At 42.7% G+C, this 25,606-nt stretch carries 17 protein-coding genes; 16 read left to right on the forward strand and 1 reads right to left on the reverse strand.

What is annotated here, in order from left to right; translation table 11 throughout:
- Positions 1 to 434 precede the first annotated feature (434 nt).
- Positions 435 to 1,472: a LacI family DNA-binding transcriptional regulator gene (locus tag ACSQ8P_RS05450; RefSeq protein ID WP_436234252.1), complete on the reverse strand. Its 1,038-nt coding sequence runs from the start codon at positions 1,470 to 1,472 to the stop codon at positions 435 to 437.
- A 544-nt stretch (positions 1,473 to 2,016) separates the two neighbouring features.
- On the opposite strand from ACSQ8P_RS05450, the gene ACSQ8P_RS05455 reads away from it, so the two are divergent.
- From ACSQ8P_RS05455 to ACSQ8P_RS05530, 16 genes are all read left to right on the forward strand, one after another.
- On the forward strand, positions 2,017 to 2,952 hold the full coding sequence (locus ACSQ8P_RS05455; RefSeq protein WP_436239461.1) for an ABC transporter permease: 936 nt from the start codon (positions 2,017 to 2,019) through the stop codon (positions 2,950 to 2,952).
- Between the two features lie 18 nt (positions 2,953 to 2,970).
- Positions 2,971 to 3,852, forward strand: coding sequence for a carbohydrate ABC transporter permease (locus ACSQ8P_RS05460; protein ID WP_436234253.1), 882 nt, complete (start codon positions 2,971 to 2,973; stop codon positions 3,850 to 3,852).
- A gap of 49 nt (positions 3,853 to 3,901) precedes the next feature.
- Positions 3,902 to 5,503 (forward strand): ABC transporter substrate-binding protein, encoded by a 1,602-nt coding sequence (locus tag ACSQ8P_RS05465; protein ID WP_436234254.1) that lies wholly within the window; start codon positions 3,902 to 3,904, stop codon positions 5,501 to 5,503.
- 76 nt (positions 5,504 to 5,579) lie between these two features.
- Positions 5,580 to 7,070 (forward strand): glycoside hydrolase family 32 protein, encoded by a 1,491-nt coding sequence (locus ACSQ8P_RS05470; RefSeq protein WP_436234255.1) that lies wholly within the window; start codon positions 5,580 to 5,582, stop codon positions 7,068 to 7,070.
- 30 nt (positions 7,071 to 7,100) lie between these two features.
- Complete coding sequence (locus ACSQ8P_RS05475) at positions 7,101 to 7,976, forward strand: ROK family protein (RefSeq protein ID WP_436234256.1); 876 nt, start codon at positions 7,101 to 7,103, stop codon at positions 7,974 to 7,976.
- A 99-nt stretch (positions 7,977 to 8,075) separates the two neighbouring features.
- Entirely contained in the window at positions 8,076 to 9,194 is a 1,119-nt protein-coding gene (locus ACSQ8P_RS05480) for a Gfo/Idh/MocA family protein (RefSeq protein WP_436234257.1), read from the forward strand.
- Positions 9,195 to 9,400: 206 nt separating this feature from the next.
- A complete protein-coding gene (locus tag ACSQ8P_RS05485) occupies positions 9,401 to 10,279 on the forward strand; it encodes a phosphotransferase (RefSeq protein ID WP_436234258.1) in 879 nt (292 codons plus the stop codon).
- A 595-nt stretch (positions 10,280 to 10,874) separates the two neighbouring features.
- A complete protein-coding gene (locus ACSQ8P_RS05490) occupies positions 10,875 to 12,338 on the forward strand; it encodes a glycoside hydrolase domain-containing protein (RefSeq protein WP_436234259.1) in 1,464 nt (487 codons plus the stop codon).
- A 12-nt stretch (positions 12,339 to 12,350) separates the two neighbouring features.
- A complete protein-coding gene (locus ACSQ8P_RS05495; RefSeq protein ID WP_436234260.1) occupies positions 12,351 to 13,700 on the forward strand; it encodes an ABC transporter substrate-binding protein in 1,350 nt (449 codons plus the stop codon).
- 66 nt (positions 13,701 to 13,766) lie between these two features.
- On the forward strand, positions 13,767 to 14,645 hold the full coding sequence (locus ACSQ8P_RS05500; RefSeq protein WP_436234261.1) for a carbohydrate ABC transporter permease: 879 nt from the start codon (positions 13,767 to 13,769) through the stop codon (positions 14,643 to 14,645).
- 13 nt (positions 14,646 to 14,658) lie between these two features.
- Positions 14,659 to 15,492 (forward strand): carbohydrate ABC transporter permease, encoded by an 834-nt coding sequence (locus ACSQ8P_RS05505; RefSeq protein ID WP_436234262.1) that lies wholly within the window; start codon positions 14,659 to 14,661, stop codon positions 15,490 to 15,492.
- Between the two features lie 75 nt (positions 15,493 to 15,567).
- Complete coding sequence (locus tag ACSQ8P_RS05510; RefSeq protein WP_436234263.1) at positions 15,568 to 17,304, forward strand: sensor histidine kinase; 1,737 nt, start codon at positions 15,568 to 15,570, stop codon at positions 17,302 to 17,304.
- Between the two features lie 27 nt (positions 17,305 to 17,331).
- On the forward strand, positions 17,332 to 18,879 hold the full coding sequence (locus ACSQ8P_RS05515; protein ID WP_436234264.1) for a response regulator transcription factor: 1,548 nt from the start codon (positions 17,332 to 17,334) through the stop codon (positions 18,877 to 18,879).
- Positions 18,880 to 19,674: 795 nt separating this feature from the next.
- Positions 19,675 to 21,969, forward strand: coding sequence for a glycoside hydrolase family 95 protein (locus ACSQ8P_RS05520; RefSeq protein ID WP_436234265.1), 2,295 nt, complete (start codon positions 19,675 to 19,677; stop codon positions 21,967 to 21,969).
- A 112-nt stretch (positions 21,970 to 22,081) separates the two neighbouring features.
- The gene (locus ACSQ8P_RS05525; protein ID WP_436234266.1) at positions 22,082 to 24,415 is read left to right on the forward strand and encodes a helix-turn-helix domain-containing protein; all 2,334 of its coding nucleotides are present in this window, start codon (positions 22,082 to 22,084) and stop codon (positions 24,413 to 24,415) included.
- Positions 24,416 to 24,622: 207 nt separating this feature from the next.
- Positions 24,623 to 25,594: an ABC transporter permease gene (locus tag ACSQ8P_RS05530; protein WP_436234267.1), complete on the forward strand. Its 972-nt coding sequence runs from the start codon at positions 24,623 to 24,625 to the stop codon at positions 25,592 to 25,594.
- Positions 25,595 to 25,606: the final 12 nt, after the last annotated feature.

The following is a 25,606-nucleotide window of genomic DNA, read 5'->3' on the forward strand; positions in this document are numbered from 1 at the left end:
TAAAACTCAGAGGAATAAGGGAATTAGGATGGAAAACATAGGGTGAAACGAGGACGTACATCCAGCACCAGGTCAAGGTTTCTGGATCTGAGCAGGGGATTTTTTCGGAGGAAGCACTTATAGCCATTCACCAATTTAGTCATGGCGTGCATAGAAAGATTAATACTCTGTGCAGCCAATCCCTATTAGATGCGTTTGTTCGCGAAAACAAGATTGTTGGCGAAGCGCACGTCCACCGGGCAATGAACGAGATGTAACTCCGACACGAATCTTGGCTGAATACTTTCGGTCAGTGGCAGTGCGGGTGACTGCACATCAGTCGCTACGTCATTGCCACTGGCTGTTCATCGGACAAGCAGCTTAGCTGCGGACAAAACCGTTGCACCATTCATAGGGTGCAACGGTTTATTGTTTTATAGTTTCATAAATTACGATTAGTTTAACTTACCCGTAGATTCACGAAATATCGGCTTCGTTTGAACGTGAGTAATTTGAGGAGGCTTGAGAGGGTTCTCGACTCTGGACAACAATATTTCAGCGGCCAGAACTCCTATTTCGTCCCGGAATATATGGACGGTTGTCAAATGAGGTTCTACGATCTGTGACTCAGGAGAGTTATCAAAACCACAAATAACAATATCCTCCGGGATTCGTACATTTTTATTTTTTAAAATCCTCATCACGTTAATGGCAATAAAATCATTCGCACAAACAAATGCAGATGGAAGGTTTTTTATGTTATCCAACCGTGACTCCAACCATTTAGGATCCGCAATATATCGATCTTCTTCAACTATGCAAAATAAAGGGTCGAGTTGTAAATGAGAGTCTAGTAATGCCCTGTTAAATCCAACCCATCTTTCATTAAAACTTTTACAATGATTGTAATCGCCAATAAAGCCAAAGCTTGAATAACCATTATCGATTAATTTTTTTGTCATATAATAAGTACTTTGTTCGTTCTCCATTAGAATAATATCTGCATGAAGCTCGGAATAAAAGATATCCGCTGTGGAATCTATAAAAATGGCTGGGATTCCCAAGGAATTGATTAATTGGGTGTATTTCTTGTCAAATAACTCAATACAAACGATACCATCCACTTTATTAGTATCGAAATTATTAGGCAATACTAACGAATGAATATCGGATTCACGAACAATGTGAATGGATAGATTAAAACCATCGGAACTGATTTTTTTCTCAAGCCCGCTTAGCGATGAAGCGCCAAAATGACTATTGCTCGGCATATTTGATGTTAAAAGTGCAATGTTGCCCGTATTTTTTGTGGTTAACGTGTCCGAATCGATAAGAGCAAATTGTTTATAATTTAATTCAATCGCACGTTTTAATACCTTATTTCTTGTTTCTGCAGGAATACTTTCACTGCCGTTTAGAGCTTTAGAAACAGTATTCCTAGATAGCCCCAAAGAGTCCGCGATATACTGTATGGTGATTTTTTCTTTACTCATGTGCTTACTCCTTTGCGAACAACATCAGTACTCAGATCAATGAATGAGTATTTTAAACTAAATGTATAACATTATAATTATAACGTCAATTAAAAATGTTACAAATGAACAAATATTAACTTATAAATTAGTGCATTTGCAAAATGATAACAACCAAACATTTGAATTTATATTTATAAACAAATGAACAAAATAATTTGTGCAAATGAATTTTTTCATCGATAGAATATGCTGCGTTCACTTTGTTTTTTCTTTAGAATAAGGAAAATAGAATGGGAATAAACAGATTTTCCGATTTTTTGTGGGTATATGCATATTAATTTGTTTGCATATGAACAAAAAAATACAAAAATTATGTTGACTAAATTAAATGTAATGTGTAAATTGTAATTGTGGTTGAGAGGATAAGACGAAGAATGTAAGCCCTTACTTCCAAGGAGTTTGCATGTGGAAACACAATTGCGTGCAATGATTTATGCAATTGAATAATTTTATGGATATTGAGTTAGGGGGTACTATCTTGCAAGAAATAGCAGAAGTTGACATGAGAGCAGTCAAACAGAAAAGTAATACATTTATAAGTAAAATCAATTATATGAGGAAAAATCCTTTTCTGTACCTACTGATGGCACCAGCCTTCATCCTGACGATCATATTTAAGTACGTGCCCATGTACGGGGCGGTCATTGCTTTTAAAGACTTTAGTCCGAGCAAAGGGATTTTCGGCAGTGAATGGGTTGGATTAAAGCATTTTACGAAGTTTTTAACCTCACCAAATTTTGAAGTTATTTTCATGAACACGCTGAAACTTAGTGCGTACGGACTCATACTTGGTTTCCCGGTTCCCATCTTACTAGCGCTCATGCTGAATCAATTACGTAAAGCTGGGGTTAAAAAAAGGATTCAATTGGTCTTATATGCGCCAAACTTCATATCCGTCGTCGTTGTTGTCGGGATGCTATTCGTCTTCTTATCGCCGGTAGGGCCGATTAATAAGATTTTAACCCTGATTACTGGCCATCCTATTAGCTTTATGTCAGACCCGGATTATTTTCGTACGCTTTATATCTTATCTGGCATTTGGCAGGGAGCGGGCTGGTCATCGATTATTTATGTAGCTGCATTAGCCGGCGTTGACCCCGAGCTTCATAATGCTGCAACCATTGATGGAGCTAACCTGCTGCAAAGAATTAAACACATCGACTTGCCTACGATTAAACCGGTTATGGCTATCGTTTTCATCTTAGCTGCAGGCGGCATTATGGCAATTGGATTTGAGAAAGCCTATTTGATGCAAACGGCAATGAATGTTCCGACTTCAGAGATCATTCCAACCTATGTGTATAAAATTGGTTTGCAAGCAGGAAATTATGCCTATTCCTCTGCGGTTGGTCTATTTAACTCCGTGATTAATGTCGTTTTACTTATCCTCGTTAATATTGTCGTGAAGAAATTAAATGAAGGTGAAGGCCTCTATTAAAAGAAAAGGAGATGCCGTATGAATTTTAAGCCTACTAGATTGGACCGTTTTATTCTGGCCATTAATTACATTCTATTGTTCTTTGCTGTATTGATCGTTGTAGTTCCCTTAATTTATGTTGTCGTGGCATCGTTTATGGAGCCGACTGCACTGTTAAATAAAGGAATCTCCTTCCATCTTGCGGATTATAGTATTCAAGGCTATAAAGTCATCTTATCGAATCATGCGATGATCCGGGGATTTGTAAATGCTCTTTTTTACTCCGTCGTATTTTCTTTTGTTACCGTCGTTGTCTCCATTTTTGCCGGCTACCCATTATCGGTTGCTGGTTTCGTAGGTAAAAAGTTTTTTACAATCCTGTTTGTCATCACCATGTTTTTCGGCGGCGGGTTAATTCCAACCTATCTGGTGATAAAAAACTTGGGAATGTTAGATACGGTATGGGCGATCATCCTACCAACGGCTGTAAATGTTTGGAATATTGTTTTGGCGAGGACCTTTTTTAGTGGAATTCCGAATGAATTGAACGAGGCAGCAAAGGTCGATGGCGCATCTGAGGTGCGTATCTTCTTCAAGATTGTTCTCCCTCTATCTAAACCAATTATTTTCGTATTAGCTCTATATGCATTCGTAGGTCAATGGAATTCTTATTTCGACGCGTTAATTTATTTGAAGAGTGCTAATTTGCTGCCTCTACAGTTGGTTTTAAGATCTATCTTAATTCAGAATCAAGTAAATCCTGGCATGATTGCGGACCAATTGGCTATGGCAGAACTGAAACGGTTATCTGAGATTATTAAGTATTCGTCCATTGTTATTTCTAGTCTACCGTTACTTATTATGTATCCTTTTTTCCAAAAGTATTTTGAAAAGGGTGTTTTGGTCGGTTCATTAAAATAATGGATCGGCAAACATATAGGTTTTCCAAAAAAAGAGGAGGGTTATTCTTATGAAACATTCCCAAAAGGCATTATTCATTTCTATGGCGGCATTATTGGCAGTAACGGGGTGCAGCAGCAGCAAAGAATCAGGCCAGCCGGCAGCATCAAGTGCTGCCCCAGGTACAACAGCGAAAACTGCTTTGAAGTTTATGACACAAAGCTCACCGCTAGCTCCCGAAGATCCTAATAAAAAGGTGATATTCCAACGTCTAGAAGAAAAGACGGGGATACACATTGATTGGGAGAATTATCCTTGGGATTCTTTTGCGGAGAAGAGGAATTTAGCGATTGCCAGCGGTGACCTTCCTGATGCGATTTTCGATGCAGCCTTGGGTGACTACGATTTGCTTAAATTGGCAAAGGACGGAACCATCATTCCGCTCGATGACATTATTGAAAAACAAATGCCGAATTTCAAGAAGGTATTGGAGAAAGCGCCGCAATATAAATCGATGATTACGGCCCCAGATGGCCATATTTATTCATTCCCATGGATTGAGGAGCTGGGCGCGGGTAAGGAAAGTATCCATTCTGTCGACGATTTTCCTTGGATTAACGTGGAATGGCTAAATAAGTTAGGCTTGAAAATGCCTAAAACGACTGAAGAATTAAAACAAGTTTTGATAGCTTTTAAAACAAAAGACCCGAACGGTAATGGAAAAGCGGATGAAATACCAATGTCCTTCATTAATAAAACCGGCGGAGAAGACTTGGCTTTCTTATTCGGCTCCTTTGGTCAGGGTGAAAACTGGGATCACACGGTTGTAAGTGATGATGGAAAAGTTATTTTCACATCCGCTGACAACAGCTTTAAGGAAGGCGTCAAGTACTTAAATGAATTGTATAAAGAAGGTTTAATGGATGTTGAAGCGCCTACGCAGGATTGGAATACCTATCTCGCAAAAGGAAAAGAAAATCGTTACGGTCTATATTTCACATGGGATAAAGGAAATATTACCGGCATGAACGATAAATATGACCTAATGCCTGCGCTTGAAGGGCCGAATGGCTGGAAAAATGTAACGCGAACGAACGGAATGGGACTCGATAGAGGAAGAATGGTTATCACAAAAGCAAATAAAAATATCGAAACGACTGCAAAATGGATTGATTCTCTATACGATCCGACCCAATCCGTACAAAACAACTGGGGCACTTATGGAGATAAAGCGCAGCAAAATATCTTTGAATTCGACGAATCTAAAAAAATGCTGAAACATTTACCGTTGAACGGCATGTCTCCTTGGGAATTGAGGCAAAAAACCTTTGTTGGCGGACCATTGGCGATTCTGGATTCTTACTATGGCAATGTTACGACGAAGCCAGACGATGCGGCATGGAGATTGGATCTAATGAAAAAAGTGATGGTCCCGGACATGAAGGCTAAAAATATTTATCCAAAAGTGTTCTTCTCTCTTGAAGAATTGGATCGACTTACTGCGATTGAAACAGATATGTTTGCCTATGTGCTGAGAAAACGGACCGAGTGGATCCAAAATGGGAAAATTGAAGCTGAATGGGCTGGTTATTTAAAAGAATTGGACCGTCTGGGCCTACAAGATTGGTTGAAGATTAAACAAGCAGGTTACGACAGAAACGTAAAAAAATAAGTTTTGTTATAGGACCCGGAGCGGATCGAGTATGAAGGTAACGCTCCGGATTTTAAATATAGAGGGAGTGGAAGAGATGTCAACTGTTATGTATAGAGAAAAGTACCGGCCACAGTTTCATTTTACACCGCCGGCTAAGTGGATGAACGATCCGAATGGAATGGTATATTTCGATGGGGAATATCACTTGTTTTATCAGCATTATCCGGAAGGTACAACTTGGGGACCGATGCATTGGGGTCATGCAATCAGTACGGACTTGACCCATTGGGAGCATCGTTCGATTGCGTTAAAGCCGGATCAAAATGGTTTTATATTTTCCGGAAGCGCAGTAGTGGATTGGGAGGATACCAGCGGATTTTTCTCCGGTAAGCCGGGTTTAGTTGCTATTTTCACCCACGCGGACCATTATCCGGATTCCGATCGTTCGAGACAGAGGCAAAGCCTTGCTTATAGTTTGGATAAAGGCAGAACCTGGGTGATGTATGAGGGGAATCCAGTATTGTGCAACGAGCAAATAACGGATTTCCGGGATCCTAAAGTTTTCTGGCATGCTACAAAGCAGCAGTGGGTCATGGTGCTTGCAGCGTGTGACCGTGTTCATTTCTATACGTCTGCCAATTTAAAGGAATGGTCTTTTGCAAGTGAGTTCGGTGCCGCAGAAGGCTCGCACGCAGGAGTATGGGAATGCCCAGACTTAATAGAGCTACCGATAAATGGTCATGCTGAAGAAACGAAATGGATACTGATCGTCAGCATTGGAGATCATCCACAGATGGCGGAAGGTTCAAGGACACAATATTTTGTCGGGAGCTTTGACGGAAGTACGTTTACGAACGATGCTTCTCCTGAAACCGTATTATGGTTGGATCACGGAAGAGATAACTATGCCGGTGTAACATGGTCGGATGTTGATAGATCGGATAAAGGAAAGCTGTTTATCGGCTGGATGAGCAATTGGAAGTACGCAAATCTCACTCCGACAAGCAGTTGGAGAAGCGCTATGACGCTGCCACGGGTGCTCTCCCTGAAGAGGGGGCCATCTGGAATTCGTTTGGTTCAAAAGCCTGTGACGGATTTGCAGAAGCTTCGGTTAGAGGCGCAGATTTGGGAAGAGGTTACAGTTAATCCCGGTCAAAATATACTTTCGGACGTGAACAGCGACATCTATGAGCTCGAATGTGAAATCGATTTGGGTGAAGCATCGGAAATCGGTTTTAAGCTTCGGAAATCGGAGCGAGAAGATACGGTAGTCGGCTACAATACCGCTACGCAGACATTGTTTGTTGATCGATGTAACTCCGGTGAAAGCGGATTTCATCATGCTTTTGCATGTAAGCATGATGTACAATTGGAGCTTCAAAATGGACGGCTAAAGCTGCACCTTTTTGTCGATAACTCCTCCATTGAAGTATTTGCAAATGACGGGAAGATCGTGATTACCGATCAAATTTTTCCAGATCCGTCCAGTACAGGTTTGGAACTGTATGTTCTTGATGGAAAGGCTAAGGTCATTTCCCTAGCGCTTCATCCATTGAAATCAATCTATTCAGTTGTGACGGTATAACAAAGTGACGATGATTGTGAGGGAAACGAATTGTTATTAGGTGCTATCGAAGGCGGCGGGACAAAGTTCGTATGTGGAATTGGTACGGCAGATGGTGAAATCCTTGACCGCATCTCTATCCCAACAACAACACCTGAAGCTACGCTCGGCAATGCGATGGATTTCTTTGCATCTAAAGAGATACAAGCGATTGGAATCGGAACCTTCGGCCCGATCGATGTGAACCCGCAGAGCCCGGCTTATGGTTCCGTAACAAGAACTCCAAAGCCGCACTGGAGCGGTTACCGGATCGTGGAGCATTTGAAGCGGTACTTTGACATTCCTATTGGTTTTGATACCGATGTGAATGCAGCAGCATTGGGGGAAGCAACATGGGGGGCTGCAGCAGGATTGAACAGCTGCCTGTACATGACGATCGGAACCGGGATCGGTGCGGGTGCAATCGTTGAAGGCAGGCTCGTTCATGGTTTGACCCATCCGGAAATGGGGCACATTCTTTTAAGGCGGCATCCGGATGACAGCTACGAAGGACACTGCCCCTTCCACAAAGATTGTTTGGAGGGACTGGCGGCGGGACCGGCGCTGGAGGATCGTTGGGGCACGAAGGCGTTTGAACTTGAATATTCTCATTCCGCTTGGGAAATAGAAAGCTACTATATCGCTCAGGCACTAGTCAATTACGCGCTCATTCTTTCTCCGGAGAAAATCATTGTCGGCGGCGGCGTTATGAACCAGTTCCATTTATTCCCGCTTATACGCGGACAAGTTCGTAAACTGTTGAACGGCTATGTACAGCATCCGGCTTTTTCAGAGGACAACGATAGTTACATTGTACAACCCGCTCTAGGCGGCAACGCTGGCCTTTGCGGTGCCCTGGCCTTGGCTAAGCAAGCCTTGGATATTTAGAAGTGTGACACCAAGAAAATACCGGAAAGTACCTCCAGCTATTCATCGTAGTGGAGGTATTTTTCCTTTAGATATACAACTATTCGGGAGGATACGTTAATGAAACTTGGATTCATCGGTTGCGGAGTTATTTCAACTGCACACTTGGAAGGTTTGCAACAATTAAAAAATGAAGGCAAGAAAATGTTTGATTTAACCGCTGTTTGCGATCTTAGACAGGATCGGGCTGAGGCGTTTGCAGTTGAAGTGGAAAAACGGCTCGGAAAGCGGCCCGAAGTATATACAGATTATCGCCGGATGCTGGAGGAAGGTCGATTGGATGCGGTATCCGTCCTACTGGATCATGATTTGCATCATACCGTTGCGGAAGATTGTTTTGCTGCGGGAGTACATGTACAAATGCAAAAGCCGTTGGCTATTTCGCCTTCCTTTGGACGGAAGATGCTTGCGGATGCGAAAAAGTACGGCAAGGTTATGACTATATCTGAACCAAGCGTATTGGGAGCTGACAATGTTGCAATGGCAAGAGCGGTGAGAGAGGGTATCATCGGCTCCGTCTATTTGATTATGGATTATGCGACAGTTACACTTGGGCGGAAATATTTTGCCGGTACGGCATGGCGTCATATGAAAGGAAGAGCGGGAGCCGGGTGGATAAATGATCATGGTGTCCATCGCACTCATTTTTTCACTGAAGTGAACGGTCCTATTAAAGAAGTATTCTCATATAAGGAAATTTTCGAGAAAGAGTTGAGCGACGGGGAAACCATTATACGTCCTAGTGGCGAAGACACGTCGGTAACGGTTTTTCGTTTTGAAAACGGCGGGTTGGGGCACTGGATGTGCAGTACTGCCGCGCATGGGGAAAGAACAGGCGGGGTGTGGATTTACGGCAGCAAAGGTTGCTTCCGTCCCGGCAAACATGCGGCGTTAGAAGACGGAAGTATTATCCCAATGTCTGAAATCATCGAACGTTTTGCACCCGATACGGTGCAAAATCCGTTTGCCCATTCTTATGTGGAATTATGGGAGGCGATTACGGATCATAAGGAGCCAATCTCTAGCGGTGAACGGGGGCTTGAAGCCTTATGCGTCGTATTTGCGGCATTGGAGTCAGCTACAATTGGCCAACCAATTAATGTCCAAGACATCATCAATGGAAAAATGCACGCATATGAAGATTCGGTGATCGAGGAAATGAAATCTTTCAAAAAGTAGCTTTTATAAGAAACACATTAATGTGAGCTGCCTGTATATTTCACAGAAATTGTTGGCAAATGGTATGCATATAGAGGAATCAACACAGCTTCAGTTAAGCACAACTACGATATTACAAGTATTCTAAATCTGTGATTAATCGATAAGAGGCAGTACTGTTTTTTTGTGGCAAGTGAATATTTGATGCGGGGTGAATCTTGTTGAACATGAAAGTTGAAGAGATTATTCGCAAAGTACCAGAGCTAAGCCATGAATTCCTAAGCTTTAATAGTCTTAATGGAGGGCTATGCAACCAAACTTATAAGGTACAAACCAAACAGAGTTCATACGTTCTTCGTATCAATAGCAGGCAAAATGAGTATCTGAACCTGACACGCCGCTCTGAAGTAGAAGTGATGAAGAAGGCAAACCACGAAGGATTTGCTCCCAGAGTGATTTCTAATAATCATCCGGAACAATTTGTAGTCACGGAATTTATTGAAGGTCGAATGCTTGAAAAAAATGATCTGAAAGACGATAATATCAAAGTAATGATTATGGATCGCTTCAAACAAATACATCGTATGGAAGGTCAAGGTAGAACATGTACGCCTTACGATTTAATTTTTGGATATTTGAAGGGCGCAGATCAGTTTCAAGTCAAGCATCCTGATGGATTAAACAGAATGTTGCGTCAAGTAGAAAAAATCGCGCATAAGAGGAGTGATGACAAAGAATATAATGGCAAATTCTGTCACAATGATTCCTTTTTATGCAATATGATTTATACAGGTCAACAGTTGCAAATCATTGATTGGGAGTTGTCGGGAGTCGGAGATGTGTTTTTCGAATTGACGCTTATTCCGTTTACAAACCAGTTCAGTGAAACAGATGAGCGTGAGTGGTTAAAGTTATACTTCGGATATTTCGAGGAGGAAACATTCCACATTTTTCAGGACATGAAATTCGTGGCGATGGTTCGGGAGGTTGCGTGGGGAATGTTTTACAGTGGACTTACCAAAGGGGATAGTAACCATAATTTTGATTATTATAAGTTTGCTGAATATTGCATTCAGCGGATTGAACAAGGGATTTATCAGTTATAATATTAGCAAGCAATCTAGGCGTGTTAATTAACAGAATTATGAATTTTAAGTAAGAGTAATGGTACGACAAATAAACCCTCCACTCTGGTCGCATTATAACCATACTAAATAATATTAGGGGCTAGTTAAAGTGGACTGTTTTATGGACAGTGGAGTTGCGTGTGACAAATAAGTTCAGAAGTAGAAAATTATGCTTTGAAGTAAAGTAGGCGTTCACTCTATCAATTGGGTGAACGCTTATTTCATTTTTTCATGCATTACTTCATATATGCGTTACATTGAGGATGAGAGAGTGTATGGCCTTAGTCGTATGGTAGCTAGATAAGTCACGCCGTTGCTGCGAGACATCGATAGGCCATCAATTATGATGAAGAAATGAAAAAAGAAAAAATAGCTTCATTCTGGGATCATTCTGGGATCAGGTACTTTGTAACAACAACGAAAAATCCGCTCTCAAACACGCTAAATAAAACACGACTTCGCACCTGTATAGATCAAATCCAAAAATATTGAACATCTAAAAAAAATGTTTGAATTTAAAGCGCTTTCTAAGTCGTTCTATAATAGAATTACAACAACCGAAAGGAGTCGCTACATGTCAAACAGATTTTATAAACCCGATAAAGCTTGGGTAGGAGATTTAATTCCCTTCTACAAGGACGGGACGTTCAGACTGTTCTATCTTCATGATTGGAGAGAGAACAAGCAAATATACGGAGAAGGCACTTCCTGGTTCGAGCTTCGCTCTAACGATTTCGTTACATATGAAGAGATGGGGGAAAAGTTGAAGCACGGCAGTAATGAAGAGCAGGATATGAATTGCTATACAGGCTCTATCATTGAAGCGAATGGCGAATATCATCTCTTCTATACTGGCAAAAATCTTAATCCAGATTTTTGTGAGGATGGCATACCACTCGAGTGTGTTATGCATGCTGTCAGCAAGGATATGGAGACATGGACGAAACTCCCTGAGGACACGTTCTATTCAGATGGTATTCGGTATGAACGGCATGACTGGAGAGACCCACATGTGACTTGGAACGAAGAAGCAGGGGAATACTGGATGCTGCTTGCTGCCAGACTTAAAGAAGGACTCGCGAGACGAAGAGGCTGCATTGCACTTTGTTCGTCGAAGGATCTGAAGTCATGGGAAATTCGCGAGCCTTTCTGGGATCCAAAGTTGTATGTGACCCATGAATGTCCAGATTTATTTCAAATTGGCGAATGGTGGTATCTGGTGTACTCCACGTTCTCGGAACGCTTTGTTACTCATTACCGAATGAGCAAATCCATTAGCGGTCCTTGGACGGCGCCGAAACACGATGCGTTCGATGGGCGAGCATTCTATGCTGCCAAAACGTGGGGCGATGTAGAAAAACGGTACGCGTTCGGTTGGGTCCCCAGCAAGGAACATGAAAATGATTTTGGCGATTGGCAATGGGCCGGCAATCTAGTTGTACATGAGGTGGTCCAGCAGACTGACGGGACGTTGACGGTCCGCACCCCGGAGGCTTTAGATCAACATTTTGGTAGCCGACAACCTATCCTATATCAGGCGCGGATTGGAAATTGGCATACAATAGACGTTTCCGCATTCGTGGAAGCTGATGAAACATTCGCTTGCATTTCGGCAGGGGCGATGCCTGCCACTTGCAAAATCAAGGCGAATGTGACGTTCACAGACCAGACACGCGGCTGTGGCGTTATGCTAAGAGCAAACTCGAATATGGACGAGTGCTATTACATTCGCATCGAACCGATGCATAACCGGCTCGTATTCGACTTCTGGCCAAGAAGAATTAAGGGAGAAGCTCAATGGCACATTGCGGGAGATAAGCCGTATGCGGTAGAGCTGGAAATACCTATCGATTTACAAGCCGGCATCGCGTATGAAATCAAGGTTATCGTCGAAAATTCCGTATGCGTTGTTTATTTGAACAATCAAGTAGCGATGACCACGAGGATTTACAACATGAAAGAAGGCGACTGGGGGTTCTTCGTCCAGGAAGGACGCGCCATTTTTGAACAAGTAGAACTATCAGTTCCAAATTCATAAGGGGGTTATCCAATGAAACGCTTTACTAAATGGTCTGTGCTTGCCCTTTCGGTTGTGATCTCAATTCCTCTACTTAGTGCATGCAGTGCAAAACAGAACGCGGACACGGGAAAAGCAAGTCCGGCCGCTACCGCTGGCAATGCCACGAAGAAAACGTACAAATGGTTCGTGGGTCGAGGTGTAGACAGTGCTCCGGCCGTTACTGTTAAAGAGATCGCAGATCAATACTCGAAGACGCATCCAGAATTCCAACTCGTTCTTGAAGGGACTGGCGATCGACCGTCTTACTTACAGAAGCTTCATACACTGATCGCGAGCAACGAAATGCCGGATATGTTCGACACGGATTCCGATGCTTACGCAGCGCAGTTGACCAAGCAAGGCAAGCTCGTTGACACGAAACAGATGCTTCAGGAACTAGACAAATATAATGATTTCCGCCCAATTGCGCTTCAATACCAGCAATTTGCGGACGGAAGCATGTACACGCTTCCGCTGGAATTCGGTATTGAGGTATTCTGGTACAACATCAAAATGTTCAAGAACCTCGGTATCACGCCGCCGAAAACATTCGACGAATTCATGAAAGTTGCAGACACGATCAAGAGCAACAAGATTACACCGATTGCAGTCGACGGAAAGGATAAATGGCCGGTTCTGCGCTACTTGGCCTTCAAACCATTCCGCATGACGGGCAACGATTTCATCGAGAATGTAAAACAAGGAAAAGCGTCGTTCAAAGATCCTGCCGGAATGGAAGCGATTAACTTTGTCCATGATCTAGGTTCGAAGGGATACTTCCAACAAGGATTCTCTACGACGGATTACACGGCGGCACGGGACTTGTTCCTGGCAGGCAAAACGGGAATCTACTACATGGGTTCCTGGGAAACGATGAATTTCGCCAATGACAAAATTAGCCCTGAGATGAAAGACAATATCGGGTACTTCCTGATGCCGACTATGGATAGCGCTAAAACAGCTTCGAACGATTATTTCATTAACTCGGGTATCGGTCTCGCTTTCAACAAGAATACCTTCGACGATAATATGAAGGGATTCGTGAAGTATTTGCTAGATAAATATCCAGAGGCCTATACGAAGAAAGGACAATTCTCCCCATTTAAGTATTCGCTGGCTAAAATGGACGGTATGCCGGATATCTTCTACAAAATCCAGGACGAAATCTCGAAATCGGGTACTGTATTCGCTGTACCGTGGGATACTAGACTCGATCCTGCGACGAACGAAACGCTGGGCAATGAACTGAATGCCTTGGGCATGGGTGCTATCGATCCGAAGGATTTTGCTCGTGAGATGGACGATGCCATTAAAGAAAACGCACCGAAATATTTCAAATAGCAATTGGCCAACCGAGATCTCCCGGTTGGCTCCATTCAAGATTTTCGATAAGGAATGAGTGAGGGCATGGAAAAAATACTTCGAGATCGGAAAGCCATACTTGTCTTCTTACTTCCAACGCTTGTTGTGTATTTGTTTACCGTAATGGCCCCCATCCTATGGTCCATTTATTATAGCTTCTTCTCATGGGATGGCGTCTCTCCAATGAAGTATATTGGATTGGATAATTACGTCAGAATGCTGACTCGCGACAAAACGTTTTGGAAAGCTTTTGAGAACAACATGGTGTACGTCGTTATTATCGTATTTATGCAAGTTTGCCTTGGACTGCTCGTTGCGATGCTGTTGACCAACATTCGTAAGGGTAGAGAGCTGTTCAAGACACTTTATTTCACACCTGCTATTATTACATCCGTCGCGATCTCCCAGTTGTTCCAAAACGTGTTCTCGTTCGAACCGATCGGCTTGCTGAATTATGTCCTTCAAAAGATCGGCTTGGAAGCGTGGAATCGGCCGTGGCTGGCAGATTTGAAATTGGCGCTCGTCGCCGTGTCGGTACCGGAAGGCTGGAGATTTATCGGACTGTATATGATTATCCTGTACACAGCCCTGATTTCGATCCCTTCGGATATTGAAGAGGCGGCGGGCATTGACGGGGCTTCCAAGTGGAGTATGTTCTTTCGCATCAAATTTCCGATGATCAAGCCGGTATTGATGGTATCGATTATAATGGCGACGACTGGTGCGCTCAAAGGCTTTGACATTCCGTTCCTATTGACGAACGGGGGACCCGGACGGGCGACAGAACTTCTTCCTACCTACATGTACAAAACGGCGTTCTCCAGCTTAAACTATGGGTACGGGAGCGCGATGGCAGTGTTTATCGTAATTGAAAGTTTGATCGCAGTCGCTTTTATCCGCAAAATGATGGATGAAAAATCGTAAGGAGACAAAGTAGATGAAACTTTCCCAAAAGTCTAGGGCTATCTTGGTGCTCGTTTCCTTAGCCTTGTTGATTATCCAAATATACCCACTGTTTTGGATCTTTATATCCAGCTTTAAGGATCCACTAGAATTTTCCAGCAATAATCCGCTTAGTTTACCAAGCCAGTTCACGCTTCAGAACTACTTGAACGTTTGGAACAAGGGTAACCTCGGCACGTACTTTATGAACAGCCTCATTGTGGCTATTTCGTCGATCATGCTCATTATCGTGCTAAGCGCGATGGCAGCATTCGTGCTTGAAAAGATGCGATTCAAGTGGAGTAACGGATTGCTTTTCTTTTTTCTGTGTGGCATCATGATTCCGATTCAGGTGGTATTGATCCCGCTGTTTATGATTTATAACAAGACTGGACTCATGAATACGCTGCTTTCCTTAATCCTGCCGCAGGTAGGCTTCGCGCTGCCGATTTCCGTGTATTTGTTTGTTAGCTTTTATAAGTACATCTCCAATGAGATTATTGAAGCAGCGGTCATGGACGGATGCGGGATATATCAGGTGTTTTTGCGAATTATCTTTCCACTGTCCCGCAATACGATTGTGACGGTCGCCATTATGAATCTAATCTTTATCTGGAATGAGTTCATCTTCGCCAATACGTTTATCCACAATATAAAATTCCGGACTATCCCCGTCGGCCTAATGGACTTCATTGGACAGTACGGATTGACGGATTGGGGCGCGACGTTCGCGGCCATCAGTCTAACCACGGTCCCGACGTTGCTCGTGTATTTCGTCTTTAACAAGAGTGTAATTTCGGGGATGACAGCAGGAGCTACCAAAGGTTGACATCACATGCCTTCACGGTTGGAGTTATAATAAGTGATGAGGCCATAACCCATCTACTGCCGAGAAGGAGACATTATGAAGTGGACTAAGCCATTCCTTGCGATCAGCATTCGAAGCAAAATTATCATCTTGTGCATTATCAGTTCATTAGTGCCGCTCGTTTTAATTGCATCATTCACGTTTATATATTTAAGCAAGGCTATCGAGCACAAATTTTCGGACACAACGACCAATCTTCTGAGTTCGATTAACTGGAACATTCAGACGTTCGTTAACGATGTAGAAGGCATCTCCAAGCTGATGCTGTCTTCACGGGATGTACAGTCTTTTCTGACGTATAACAAAGACAATTTTAAGGAAATTTATCGTCTGCAGACCGTGACCCGGGATTTTGCCATCAACATGACTAATAATAAATCGTATATCAGGTACCTGTATGTCGGTAGCCCACAGCGGGAATTAATCGTAACTAACCAGTGGGACGCCCTAACGAACGACAACATTTACGGAGCGGTCACTCATTCCCAGTGGTACAGTCAAGTTGATGATATACAAGGCCGAGGCATATGGCTGAATAGCGATGAGTTTCACATTCTCAAAACGCCGGACCTGCTTCTCTATGGAAAAAGGCTCAACAACCTCGATACGCTGGAACCGATCGGCTTGATGATCATCTCCATCGACCGCCGGGTATTTGACGATATGTTTCGCGATATCAATAAACCGGCAAACGGGAACCTACTGATTCTTGAGCAGGACAGATTGATTTATTACAACGCACAGACCGGGACGCAAAATCCACTGAATGAACAGGACTTAAAGGTGATTTCTGCTTTGCCTGACAAAGGGACCCAAATCCAAACGATAGACGGAGAACAATACGTGATCACGTTCGATACGAACGCAAGCACCCAGTGGAAAGTGGTCAGTATGATTCCATATAACAGCATCAACTCCGAAATCGCATTCATTCGAAACCTGACGATCGGATTGACGCTGGTGGCTTTCCTGCTGGCAGCAGGAGGCGCGTTCCTAATCTCTGATAGAATTACGAAGCAATTGACTCTCCTCACATCTGTGGCGTGGAAAGCGGCAAGGCGGGAAGAAATCGAAGGCATCCACTTTAAAGAAAAAGATGAAATCGGCAGAATCGGCAACCAGTTTATTCGGATTTTCCGGAATAATTCGGAGTTGACAGATAAGCTAATGGAAGCGAAATTGAAAGAAAAAGAAGCGGAACTGATAGCCTTGCAAAGTCACATTAATCCTCATTTTCTATATAATACGCTGAATTCCGTCTATATGATGGCGGAGAAGATCGAGGCCAAGAACATTTCGAAAATGGTTATGTCACTATCCAACATTTTCAAGCTCAGTTTGAACAACGGCGAGTATATTACCACAGTCGGCAATGAAATTGAACAAGTAAAAAATTATTTGGAGATTCAGAATATCCGCTATTACGGGAAATTCGATGTCGAGATTGATTTGGAACCGGGAATTGAAAAGGTAAGTATGCTTAAGCTGCTAATTCAACCTCTGGTGGAGAACGCTATTTATCATGGAATCGAATTGAAAGAAGACAAGGGGAGTATATGCATTCGGGGCCGAATGAATGAGAGCGAACTGCTGTTTGAAGTTGAGGATGATGGCGTGGGTTTTGATCCAACGATAGCTCGACCAAGGGGATATGCATTAAAAAATATCCAGGAAAGAATTCAGCTGCATTATGGTCAGGAATGCGGAATCTACGTAGACAGTACACCGGGCGTCGGTACCAAAGTCAAACTTGTAATCGGCATTATGAAATGACTCACGAAGTGAAGGTGGGAGTACAACATGTATAGACTTTTCATAGTGGATGATGAACAGTTGGTTGTGGAAACATTATCAACCATGATCAACTGGAACGATTACGGAGTTCAGATTGTGGGAACGGCGTACAATGGTAAACAAGCCCTGAACCAGATTATCCAAACGGAGCCGGATATCGTTTTAACGGATATACGGATGCCAGGTCTAAACGGACTTGAGTTAATTCGTGCCGTTAAGGAACATGGAATCAAGGCCGAGTTCATAATCGAGAGTGGATATTCAGAGTTTGAATACGCCAAGGAAGCGATTGAATTAGAGGCCGTTGATTATCTCATTAAGCCGGTGGAATTGGATGAGGTGGCTAATACAGTTAAGAGAGCCATTAATCGTTTAGAACGGAAATTCGAAAAAAATATAATTCGTCCAGAACGTCGGATAGCTGAGGCATTGGATAGGGCTGTACTTACTGATCTTGTTGTTCACGGGAAGAGTTCTTCGTTCGACCATAAGCCGTTTGAGCAATATACCCAGTATTCCGCAATTGTAATAAGCAGTGTGACAACACATTGGCTAGAACGTTTGAAAGCCGATGGTATTACAGATTCCATATTGGATTTTTTCTCCACAAAAGGAATAACGGTTGAACTTCTTTATGAAAAGCAAAAGATCATCTTATTATGTATGGTTTCATTAGATGATCCAATCCATTTGAGTGAAATCCTTAAGGTCGCAGCATCTAGATTCTCGTATGGCATTACTCCGGATTGCTTGTCATTTGTGTTCGGGACTGGCACTATAGTCGGGGATATTATGGATGCTCACAAATCTTTTTTAGCTGCGGATGGAGCATGCCAAATGGGGCTATTTTTCAGTATTGCTGTGGTTGATGGCAATAGGTGGCTAGAACTCTCCTACGTTTCCGATCAATTTGCATCGGAGTGGCTCGAGGTAATAATCCCTTACTCCCGAAAATTTGAGGAAATGCTCGATTTGTGGACGGATAAGGGATCGAGTGGTTTGATCACTCCCTTCATCATTAAGAAGACGGCTGTACAGTGGACAAACTGGATGCTTAATAAGATTGAGGAAGATTATGGCGTGAAAATCGAGAAAGTAATTGGAGACCGGTCAACGGTGCTCGATAATATGCTGCAAGCATCAAGCTGGTTGTCGTTGAAAACGGAATGTCACGAACTGTTGAAGAGTGTCCAGTTCTTTCTGAATGTGACTAAAACTACCCTCAAAGAAAAATTGGTTCAAGAGATTAAAACTTATCTCGAGACACACTACTGTGAGAATATTCAGTTGGATCAATTGGCGGAGCACGTTGACCTCAGTGCCTCTTATATTAGCAACTTATATTCCAAATCGACCGGACAGACAATCTTGGAGTACATCACTTCCTTACGAATCCAAAAGTCGAAACAACTGCTGAGGGAAAGCAGTCTCAAAATTTCCAGAATATCAAAATCTGTTGGATACGATAACCAAAGGTATTTCGGTCATGTATTCAAAAAGCATGTCGGCATTAGCCCAGGTCAGTATCGAGAGGATCACATGATTCATCAGTGAAAGTCGTCTGTTGGCGGTACGAACTAAATATCAGATAGTAGGGGAAGAAACACGACTAAAGTTGCGAGGGGTAGAACGTGTTATTAGGAGTAATTGAAGGCGGAGGTAATAATTTCTGGTTGTTATTTGCAATTTGTAATGGTTGAAATGCCTACAAAGGATGAGTATAAGGATGATGAACTACCCTTTTTGTTATCTCGATACCGATAATGTTCGGTAGTAGCAGTATAGTAATTGACTAGGAAGAGACCCACCAAGAAAAAGAATTTGGCAGGTCTCTTCATGGTGTGTAACGCATTGCATGGCGATTAACCAGCAGGTGAAAAGCGAACAGGTATATTTCTCATGGGCTCAGCAGTGCTCAGTATCCCGACTATGGAGCAGAATGTTTTTCTAAGGCTGATTTCAAAGTACGATTCCAACAATTCTATGATCCTTACTAAATGATATAACATGAGAGACAAAAACGAGACTGGCTAGATTAAGCAATAGACATGCTTTTGTGGTAATAATTATAAAGTTGTTATTAATTTGTAAGAAGTACCTCAAAACTTATTTGTCACCCAACAACAAACAAACAACTACTCAACAAGTCTTGAAATGACAAATTAAGTTTTGAAGTTAAATAGGCATTCAATCTAATGGGTGATCACCAGTTTAATTTTATGTATGGAGGATATTTTAAGTTTCACACATTCTGAAAAATTGACGATGTATCGTAATATTTAACGATTGAGGATTGAAGCGTATGATGCCTATACTGAGGGAATAAATAATCAATCATTTACTATGGAGATGAATATGGATAATCGTATATGGTTTAAGCAACCTGCACTAAATTGGAATGAAGCTATTCCTATTGGAAATGGTCGAATAGGGGCCATGATCTTCGGAGATCCTTTGAAAGAAAGAATTCAGATAAACGAAGATTCTATTTGGTACGGAGGACCTCAAGATCGAAACAACCCGGATGCGCTAACTCATCTATCTGTCATTCGAGGCTTGCTCTTTGATGGTAAACTGAAAGAAGCGCATCAATTAGCTGAAACCGCTTTCTCCGGTACCCCATGCAGTCAAAGGCATTATATGCCTGCGGGAGATTTGCTTATAATTGCGGACAAGGAAGGTGAAGTGTCTCATTATTCCAGGCATTTGGATATGGAGCGCGCAGTTGCAGTCACTTCCTATGAGCAAGATGGTTATCGTTATCGGAGCGAGGCATTTGCCAGTTACCCAGACGGCATCCTTGTCATTCGGCTGGAAACGGATTGCCCAAAGGGGATGTTTCTCCGCGTGCGCTTCGATAGGAAAAAGGGGAAATACGTAGATTTTACGGAAAAACGAGGAAATAACAGCCTTGTGATGCGAAATAGCTGTTACGGTAAAGATGGAAACGATTATGCTCTGATGGTTCAAGCCCATACAGATACAGGAACGACGAAAACCATTGGTGAGCATTTAGTTGTGGAAGGCGCTAAAAGCGTCGAATTCAGGGTAGCGGTCGCTACAACTTTTCGTTATGCAAATGCGGAACTGGCTTGCCAGCAAATGTTGGGTCTTGTTTCGCTCTTGTCCTATTCGGAGTTGTTGACTCGCCACATAAATGATCATAGTCATCTGTTTCAGCGAGTCTCACTACATTTGCATGATGATCACATGGAAAAGAATCTCGCACTTTCTACTCCAGAAAGATTGGAACGAATGAAGCAGGGCTACGATGACATGGCACTGATTAGTTTGTATTTTCAGTTCGGCCGATATTTACTGATCGCCAGCAGCAGGCAAGGCAGCTTGCCCTCGAACCTTCAAGGAATTTGGAATGACGAAATGCTTCCTCCGTGGGACAGCAAATTTACAATTAACATAAATACTCAAATGAACTACTGGCACGCAGAAACATGCAATCTCTCCGAATGTCATGTCCCTTTGTTTGATTTGATTGAGAGAATGAGAGAGCCAGGCAGAAGGACAGCTTCGGTCATGTATGGCTGCCGTGGCTTCGTGGCTCATCATAACACAGACATTTGGGCGGATACCGCTCCACAGGATATTTATCCTCCTGCGACGTATTGGACGCTGGGCGCGGCTTGGCTATGTTTGCATTTATGGGAGCACTATTTGTTTACACAGGACCGCACATTCTTAGCTCAAGCATATGAAACAATGAAAGAGGCAGCGTTATTTTTCGTCGATTTTCTCACGGAATCACCAGAAGGTGTGTTGGTGACGGCCCCTTCCGTATCTCCAGAAAATACTTATATCTTGCCGGGAGGCGAATCAGGAACGCTATGCTATGGGCCAGCTATGGATAGTCAAATTTTGACGGAGCTGTTCGAAGGCTGTTGCGCTGCAGCTCAATTCCTTGGTGTGGATGAATCGTTTTGTGATGAACTCAAACGCATCATGGATCGGATGCCCGCAACCCGTATCGGCAAGTTCGGTCAAATTCAAGAATGGCTCGAGGATTATGAGGAAGCGGAGCCAGGGCATCGGCATATTTCCCATCTATTCGCCTTGCATCCCGGGACAAAAATTAGTCCGAACACAACACCTGATCTTGCTGCTGCTGCCAAAGTAACATTAGAACGAAGACTTCATAATGGCGGCGGACATACAGGCTGGAGTCGCGCTTGGATCATCAACTTCTGGGCCAGGCTTCAAGATGGGGACGAAGCATATCATCATATTGAGGAACTGCTGCGGCACTCCACGCTGCCTAACATGTTTGATAATCACCCTCCATTTCAAATTGACGGCAATTTTGGTGGGACGGCTGGTATCGCCGAGTTGTTGCTTCAAAGTCACCACGGCGTGATTCATTTGCTGCCTGCACTCCCTTCCCGCTGGAAGCGAGGCTGGGTTACTGGCCTTCGGGCAAGAGGTGGATATGAGGTCGATATTGAATGGAACGAAGGGAAGCTGAAGAAAGCAGTCATTACGGCGGATAATGAAGGAGACTGCCTGATTCGCCTCAATTCGGGGACTCCGCTCGAAATCGTAGATGATAACGGCAATTCGGTTGCCTTCTATCTTGATGGGGATATTATTGTTGTTCACATGCAACCAATGCAAAAAATCAGTATCGTTTGATTAATCTATGCGCACTGGAGAGTTGAGCAAGTTGACTCTCCTCTCTTTCCCTTTAGGTATCGGTTGCAGTCTTCTGTATAATGGAATCTAAGAGAGAGAAGGGGTTCTGCCGATGCTTCCTAAAAGTTTAGTTTTTTTTCGCCAACATAGTATTTTTGTGAAATGGTTGCTCATATTGAATATTGTTATTCTAATTTCTATTGTTACAGTGGGCGGTATTTCATATTTGACTTCATCTTCGCTGCTTATCGAAGAATCGGAACACTCTAGCAGTGTTTATTTGGAGCAGGCTAGGGATAACACAGACAAAGAGATCTTAGTTCTGGACAGTATGACGCAACAAATTGCTTTGCAACCGACTACACGTCGGACGATATATCAATCCTCCAATGGAGAAATGAATAACGAACCGCTCTATGCGGAATTAGTGAAATACCTAAGTAGCGTGAAACTCTCAAATCCGATTGTGGCTAACCTCTGGTTAGATCCTACGAAGGAGTCCTTTACGATCAGTAACGATGCTAAATATGAGAAAGAATTTTTTTACAGCAGCATCTTTCCGTTTCACCCTAATAAGAATGAGTTCAATCAAAAACGCAGTCAGTTTGGCGTCTCCTATTTGGGAGCGGTTAAGGTTAACGACACTCAGCAACTGCTATTTGGTAGACCGGCTCCCATTGAAGAGACGGTTTTTCGAGGTGTCATCTACGCAAGCGTGGATGGTTCTAAATTTCTAAACGGAATCAATAGCTCCAAGCTGGGAGACGATACGGGTGTATTTATAACGGATTCGCTAGGAAATATTGTGATTAAGAACAATCGCTTAAAGGAAACAAATGACGAGAAAATAGGAGAAATATTGAAAGATATTATTAAGACAGTGAATGACAAACAGCACAGTACTGGTTCCCTCCATGTTCGTGTTGCGAAGGGGAAGGAGTATCTCGTCGTATACACTTCGTCTAATGTGAATGACTGGAACTATATGAGTATGGTACCTATTACAACCATTACCGAGAAATCCCGTCGAATTCAAAGTATAACGATCGTTGCCGTCCTAATTTGCCTAGCCTGCGGCCTAATCGTGTCTTACATGCTAACGAGGAGAATCTACGAACCGATTAACCGCATTATTCAATACATCAATGTGATCGGCGTTGGCGGCAGAATCAGTTCGAATCGTGATAACAAGCAGAATGAACTAGTATTCATCAATCAATTGATTGATACGGTACATAACCGTTATGAAAGTCTTAAGAATACCTTTGAAAAACAGGTGCCGGCACTTCGTCAAAAGTTTTTAAACGATCTGATTGAAGGTAGAGCCTACTCGGCGAAATGGGAAGAAACGACGACCTCCATTCAACTAGACTTGCCATTCCCCACCTTTCAACTTATCGTTTTCGAGTCAATGGATTTCTTTCTAAACCAAATTGTCAGCAGCGGCGAAACGATCATGGAAGCATTCGATGAAGTTTTCTCAAGATTTGCGGCAGTCGGATTATCGATTCATTATGTTCCTAAACATAATAATATGATTGTGGTCATTGTGAATTTGGATTTGGAGACTAGCGATCCCGAGAAAATATTTGAATTTGCTCATCATGTGAATGTTACTTTCGAAAGGTTGTACCACAAAAAGTTCACGGTAGGTATTGGAAGAGCATACGACACCCATTCCAACATTCCGCATTCTTACTTGGAAGCATTGAGTGCACTACATTATAAAGTTGTAAAAGGTCAAGGCGAAATTATTTTCGTGGATGAGGTGCCTGTCAATCCACAAACCATCCTGAACTATTCCTTGGATATGGAGAAACAGTTGATTAATCAACTGAAAACGTCCGACATTGATGAGTCTCGTAAATCTCTTGATCGCATTTTATCTAGTAATCTGGGTAGAGAGTTGTCTTCACCCGAGCTCATTCAACAATTATTCAGGGCACTTGCTGGAACTACTGTGCGTACGATATATGAGATAGGGGCGACTATGGAAGTGGTGCTGGGGTCAGACTCCAGAATATATTCAGATATTGATAAGAGCTCTACGGTAGAGGCAAAACGGAAAGTATTAATTCAGGCATTTGAAGCTATTCAACTCTATATTCAAGACCGCACTGAGAATCAATATGAGAAGTTGTTTGCCAATATTCGCGAATATGTTGAGCAGCACTATCATGAGGAATTATCGCTTCCCCAGCTAGGGAAGGAACTTAAGATGTCACCGACCTATCTCAGCAGTAAATTTAAAGAAATAACTGGGATGAAGTTTGTGGACTTTGTGAATATTCGTAGAATCGAACAAGCGAAAACATACTTGAAAAGTACAGAAGATGCCGTACAAGTGATCGCGGAAAAAGTTGGCTTCGTTAATGCAAACACATTTATTAAAGTATTTAAGAAACATGAAGGAGTAACGCCAGGCCAATATCGATCTTTACCTTAGTCGTACATTGGATATTACCGGTTCCTGCCATAGCAGGGACCGGTTTTTTCGTTAAACGCAAAATATTACGATGGATCCCAAAAAAAGAAGATCAGATTTGGTTTTAGAACGATCTTACGAAAGAATGATCGATTTACGTAAAGGAGGGCAGCAGACATAATAGGGGCATGAGCTTGAACATTGGATTCGGCTAGAAAGGGGATGCCTATGAATATCGAGAACGCCGCAGGTGATGTCGCAAAATCAAGACCTAAAATAAGCGAGAGAACCGGTACGAAATTAAAGAAACGTCTGCTGAACGAGTATCACCTCTATTTGATGTTTATACCTGTCCTAGTGTATTATGCGCTCTTCAAATATGTGCCGATGCTGGGAGCCATTGTATTATCATTCCTTGATTACGATATTTTTAAAGGATTCGCAAGTAGCCACTTTGTGGGGGTAAAGCATTTCATCGCATTTTTTGAATCTGTTTATTTTCTTAGGCTGTTGAAAAATACGCTATTGCTTAACCTATTGAATTTATTATTTGTGTTTCCTGCGCCTATCGTTTTCGCACTTCTCATTAACGAGGTCCGTAGCCGCGTAGTAAAAAGAACCGTGCAAACCGTAAGCTACTTACCCCATTTTGTCTCTACGGTTATCGTGGCCAGCATGGCTGTTACGTTCTTGTCACCAAGTGTGGGGATGATTAACAATATACTCGCCATGTTTGGAGTTGAAAGGATTCATTTCTTGATGAAACCGGAATACTTCAAATGGATTTACACAGCTATAGATAGCTGGCAAACGATTGGTTGGTCTGCCATATTGTATTTTGCAGCATTGACTGGTATCAACAGCGAATTGTACGAAGCTGCGATGGTTGATGGAGCAAGCCGGTGGAAGCAGGCGATTCATATTACGATTCCTGGTATTGCTTCGACGATCATCATCTTGTTGCTGCTTAAGATAGGCCATATGCTGGAAGTCGGATATGAGCTGATATTGCTTCTGTATAATCCGACTACTTACGTTACAGCGGACGTAATCAATACCTATGTTTACCGCAAGGGAATCATCGATTCTAGCTATAGCTTTGCTAGTGCCGTTGGATTTTTCCAATCGATCATTGGGTTGATCTTGATTGTTGCTGCAAACCGTCTGGCCAAGAAATATTCTGAAACTAGCATGTGGTAAGGGAGGATACAG

Origin of the sequence: Paenibacillus sp. LjRoot153 (assembly GCF_964253085.1) — a bacterium.
Classification (GTDB): Bacteria; Bacillota; Bacilli; order Paenibacillales; family NBRC-103111; genus Paenibacillus_E.

What these genes read in the sequence shown, in the direction of transcription:
- ACSQ8P_RS05450 (WP_436234252.1), bottom strand. Translation starts at nt 1,472, where the DNA reads ATGAGTAAAGAAAAAATCACCATACAGTATATCGCGGACTCTTTGGGG.
- ACSQ8P_RS05455 (WP_436239461.1), top strand. Translation starts at nt 2,017, where the DNA reads ATGAGAGCAGTCAAACAGAAAAGTAATACATTTATAAGTAAAATCAAT.
- ACSQ8P_RS05460 (WP_436234253.1), top strand. Translation starts at nt 2,971, where the DNA reads ATGAATTTTAAGCCTACTAGATTGGACCGTTTTATTCTGGCCATTAAT.
- ACSQ8P_RS05465 (WP_436234254.1), top strand. Translation starts at nt 3,902, where the DNA reads ATGAAACATTCCCAAAAGGCATTATTCATTTCTATGGCGGCATTATTG.
- ACSQ8P_RS05470 (WP_436234255.1), top strand. Translation starts at nt 5,580, where the DNA reads ATGTCAACTGTTATGTATAGAGAAAAGTACCGGCCACAGTTTCATTTT.
- ACSQ8P_RS05480 (WP_436234257.1), top strand. Translation starts at nt 8,076, where the DNA reads ATGAAACTTGGATTCATCGGTTGCGGAGTTATTTCAACTGCACACTTG.
- ACSQ8P_RS05485 (WP_436234258.1), top strand. Translation starts at nt 9,401, where the DNA reads ATGAAAGTTGAAGAGATTATTCGCAAAGTACCAGAGCTAAGCCATGAA.
- ACSQ8P_RS05490 (WP_436234259.1), top strand. Translation starts at nt 10,875, where the DNA reads ATGTCAAACAGATTTTATAAACCCGATAAAGCTTGGGTAGGAGATTTA.
- ACSQ8P_RS05495 (WP_436234260.1), top strand. Translation starts at nt 12,351, where the DNA reads ATGAAACGCTTTACTAAATGGTCTGTGCTTGCCCTTTCGGTTGTGATC.
- ACSQ8P_RS05500 (WP_436234261.1), top strand. Translation starts at nt 13,767, where the DNA reads ATGGAAAAAATACTTCGAGATCGGAAAGCCATACTTGTCTTCTTACTT.
- ACSQ8P_RS05505 (WP_436234262.1), top strand. Translation starts at nt 14,659, where the DNA reads ATGAAACTTTCCCAAAAGTCTAGGGCTATCTTGGTGCTCGTTTCCTTA.
- ACSQ8P_RS05510 (WP_436234263.1), top strand. Translation starts at nt 15,568, where the DNA reads ATGAAGTGGACTAAGCCATTCCTTGCGATCAGCATTCGAAGCAAAATT.
- ACSQ8P_RS05515 (WP_436234264.1), top strand. Translation starts at nt 17,332, where the DNA reads ATGTATAGACTTTTCATAGTGGATGATGAACAGTTGGTTGTGGAAACA.
- ACSQ8P_RS05520 (WP_436234265.1), top strand. Translation starts at nt 19,675, where the DNA reads ATGAATATGGATAATCGTATATGGTTTAAGCAACCTGCACTAAATTGG.
- ACSQ8P_RS05525 (WP_436234266.1), top strand. Translation starts at nt 22,082, where the DNA reads ATGCTTCCTAAAAGTTTAGTTTTTTTTCGCCAACATAGTATTTTTGTG.
- ACSQ8P_RS05530 (WP_436234267.1), top strand. Translation starts at nt 24,623, where the DNA reads ATGAATATCGAGAACGCCGCAGGTGATGTCGCAAAATCAAGACCTAAA.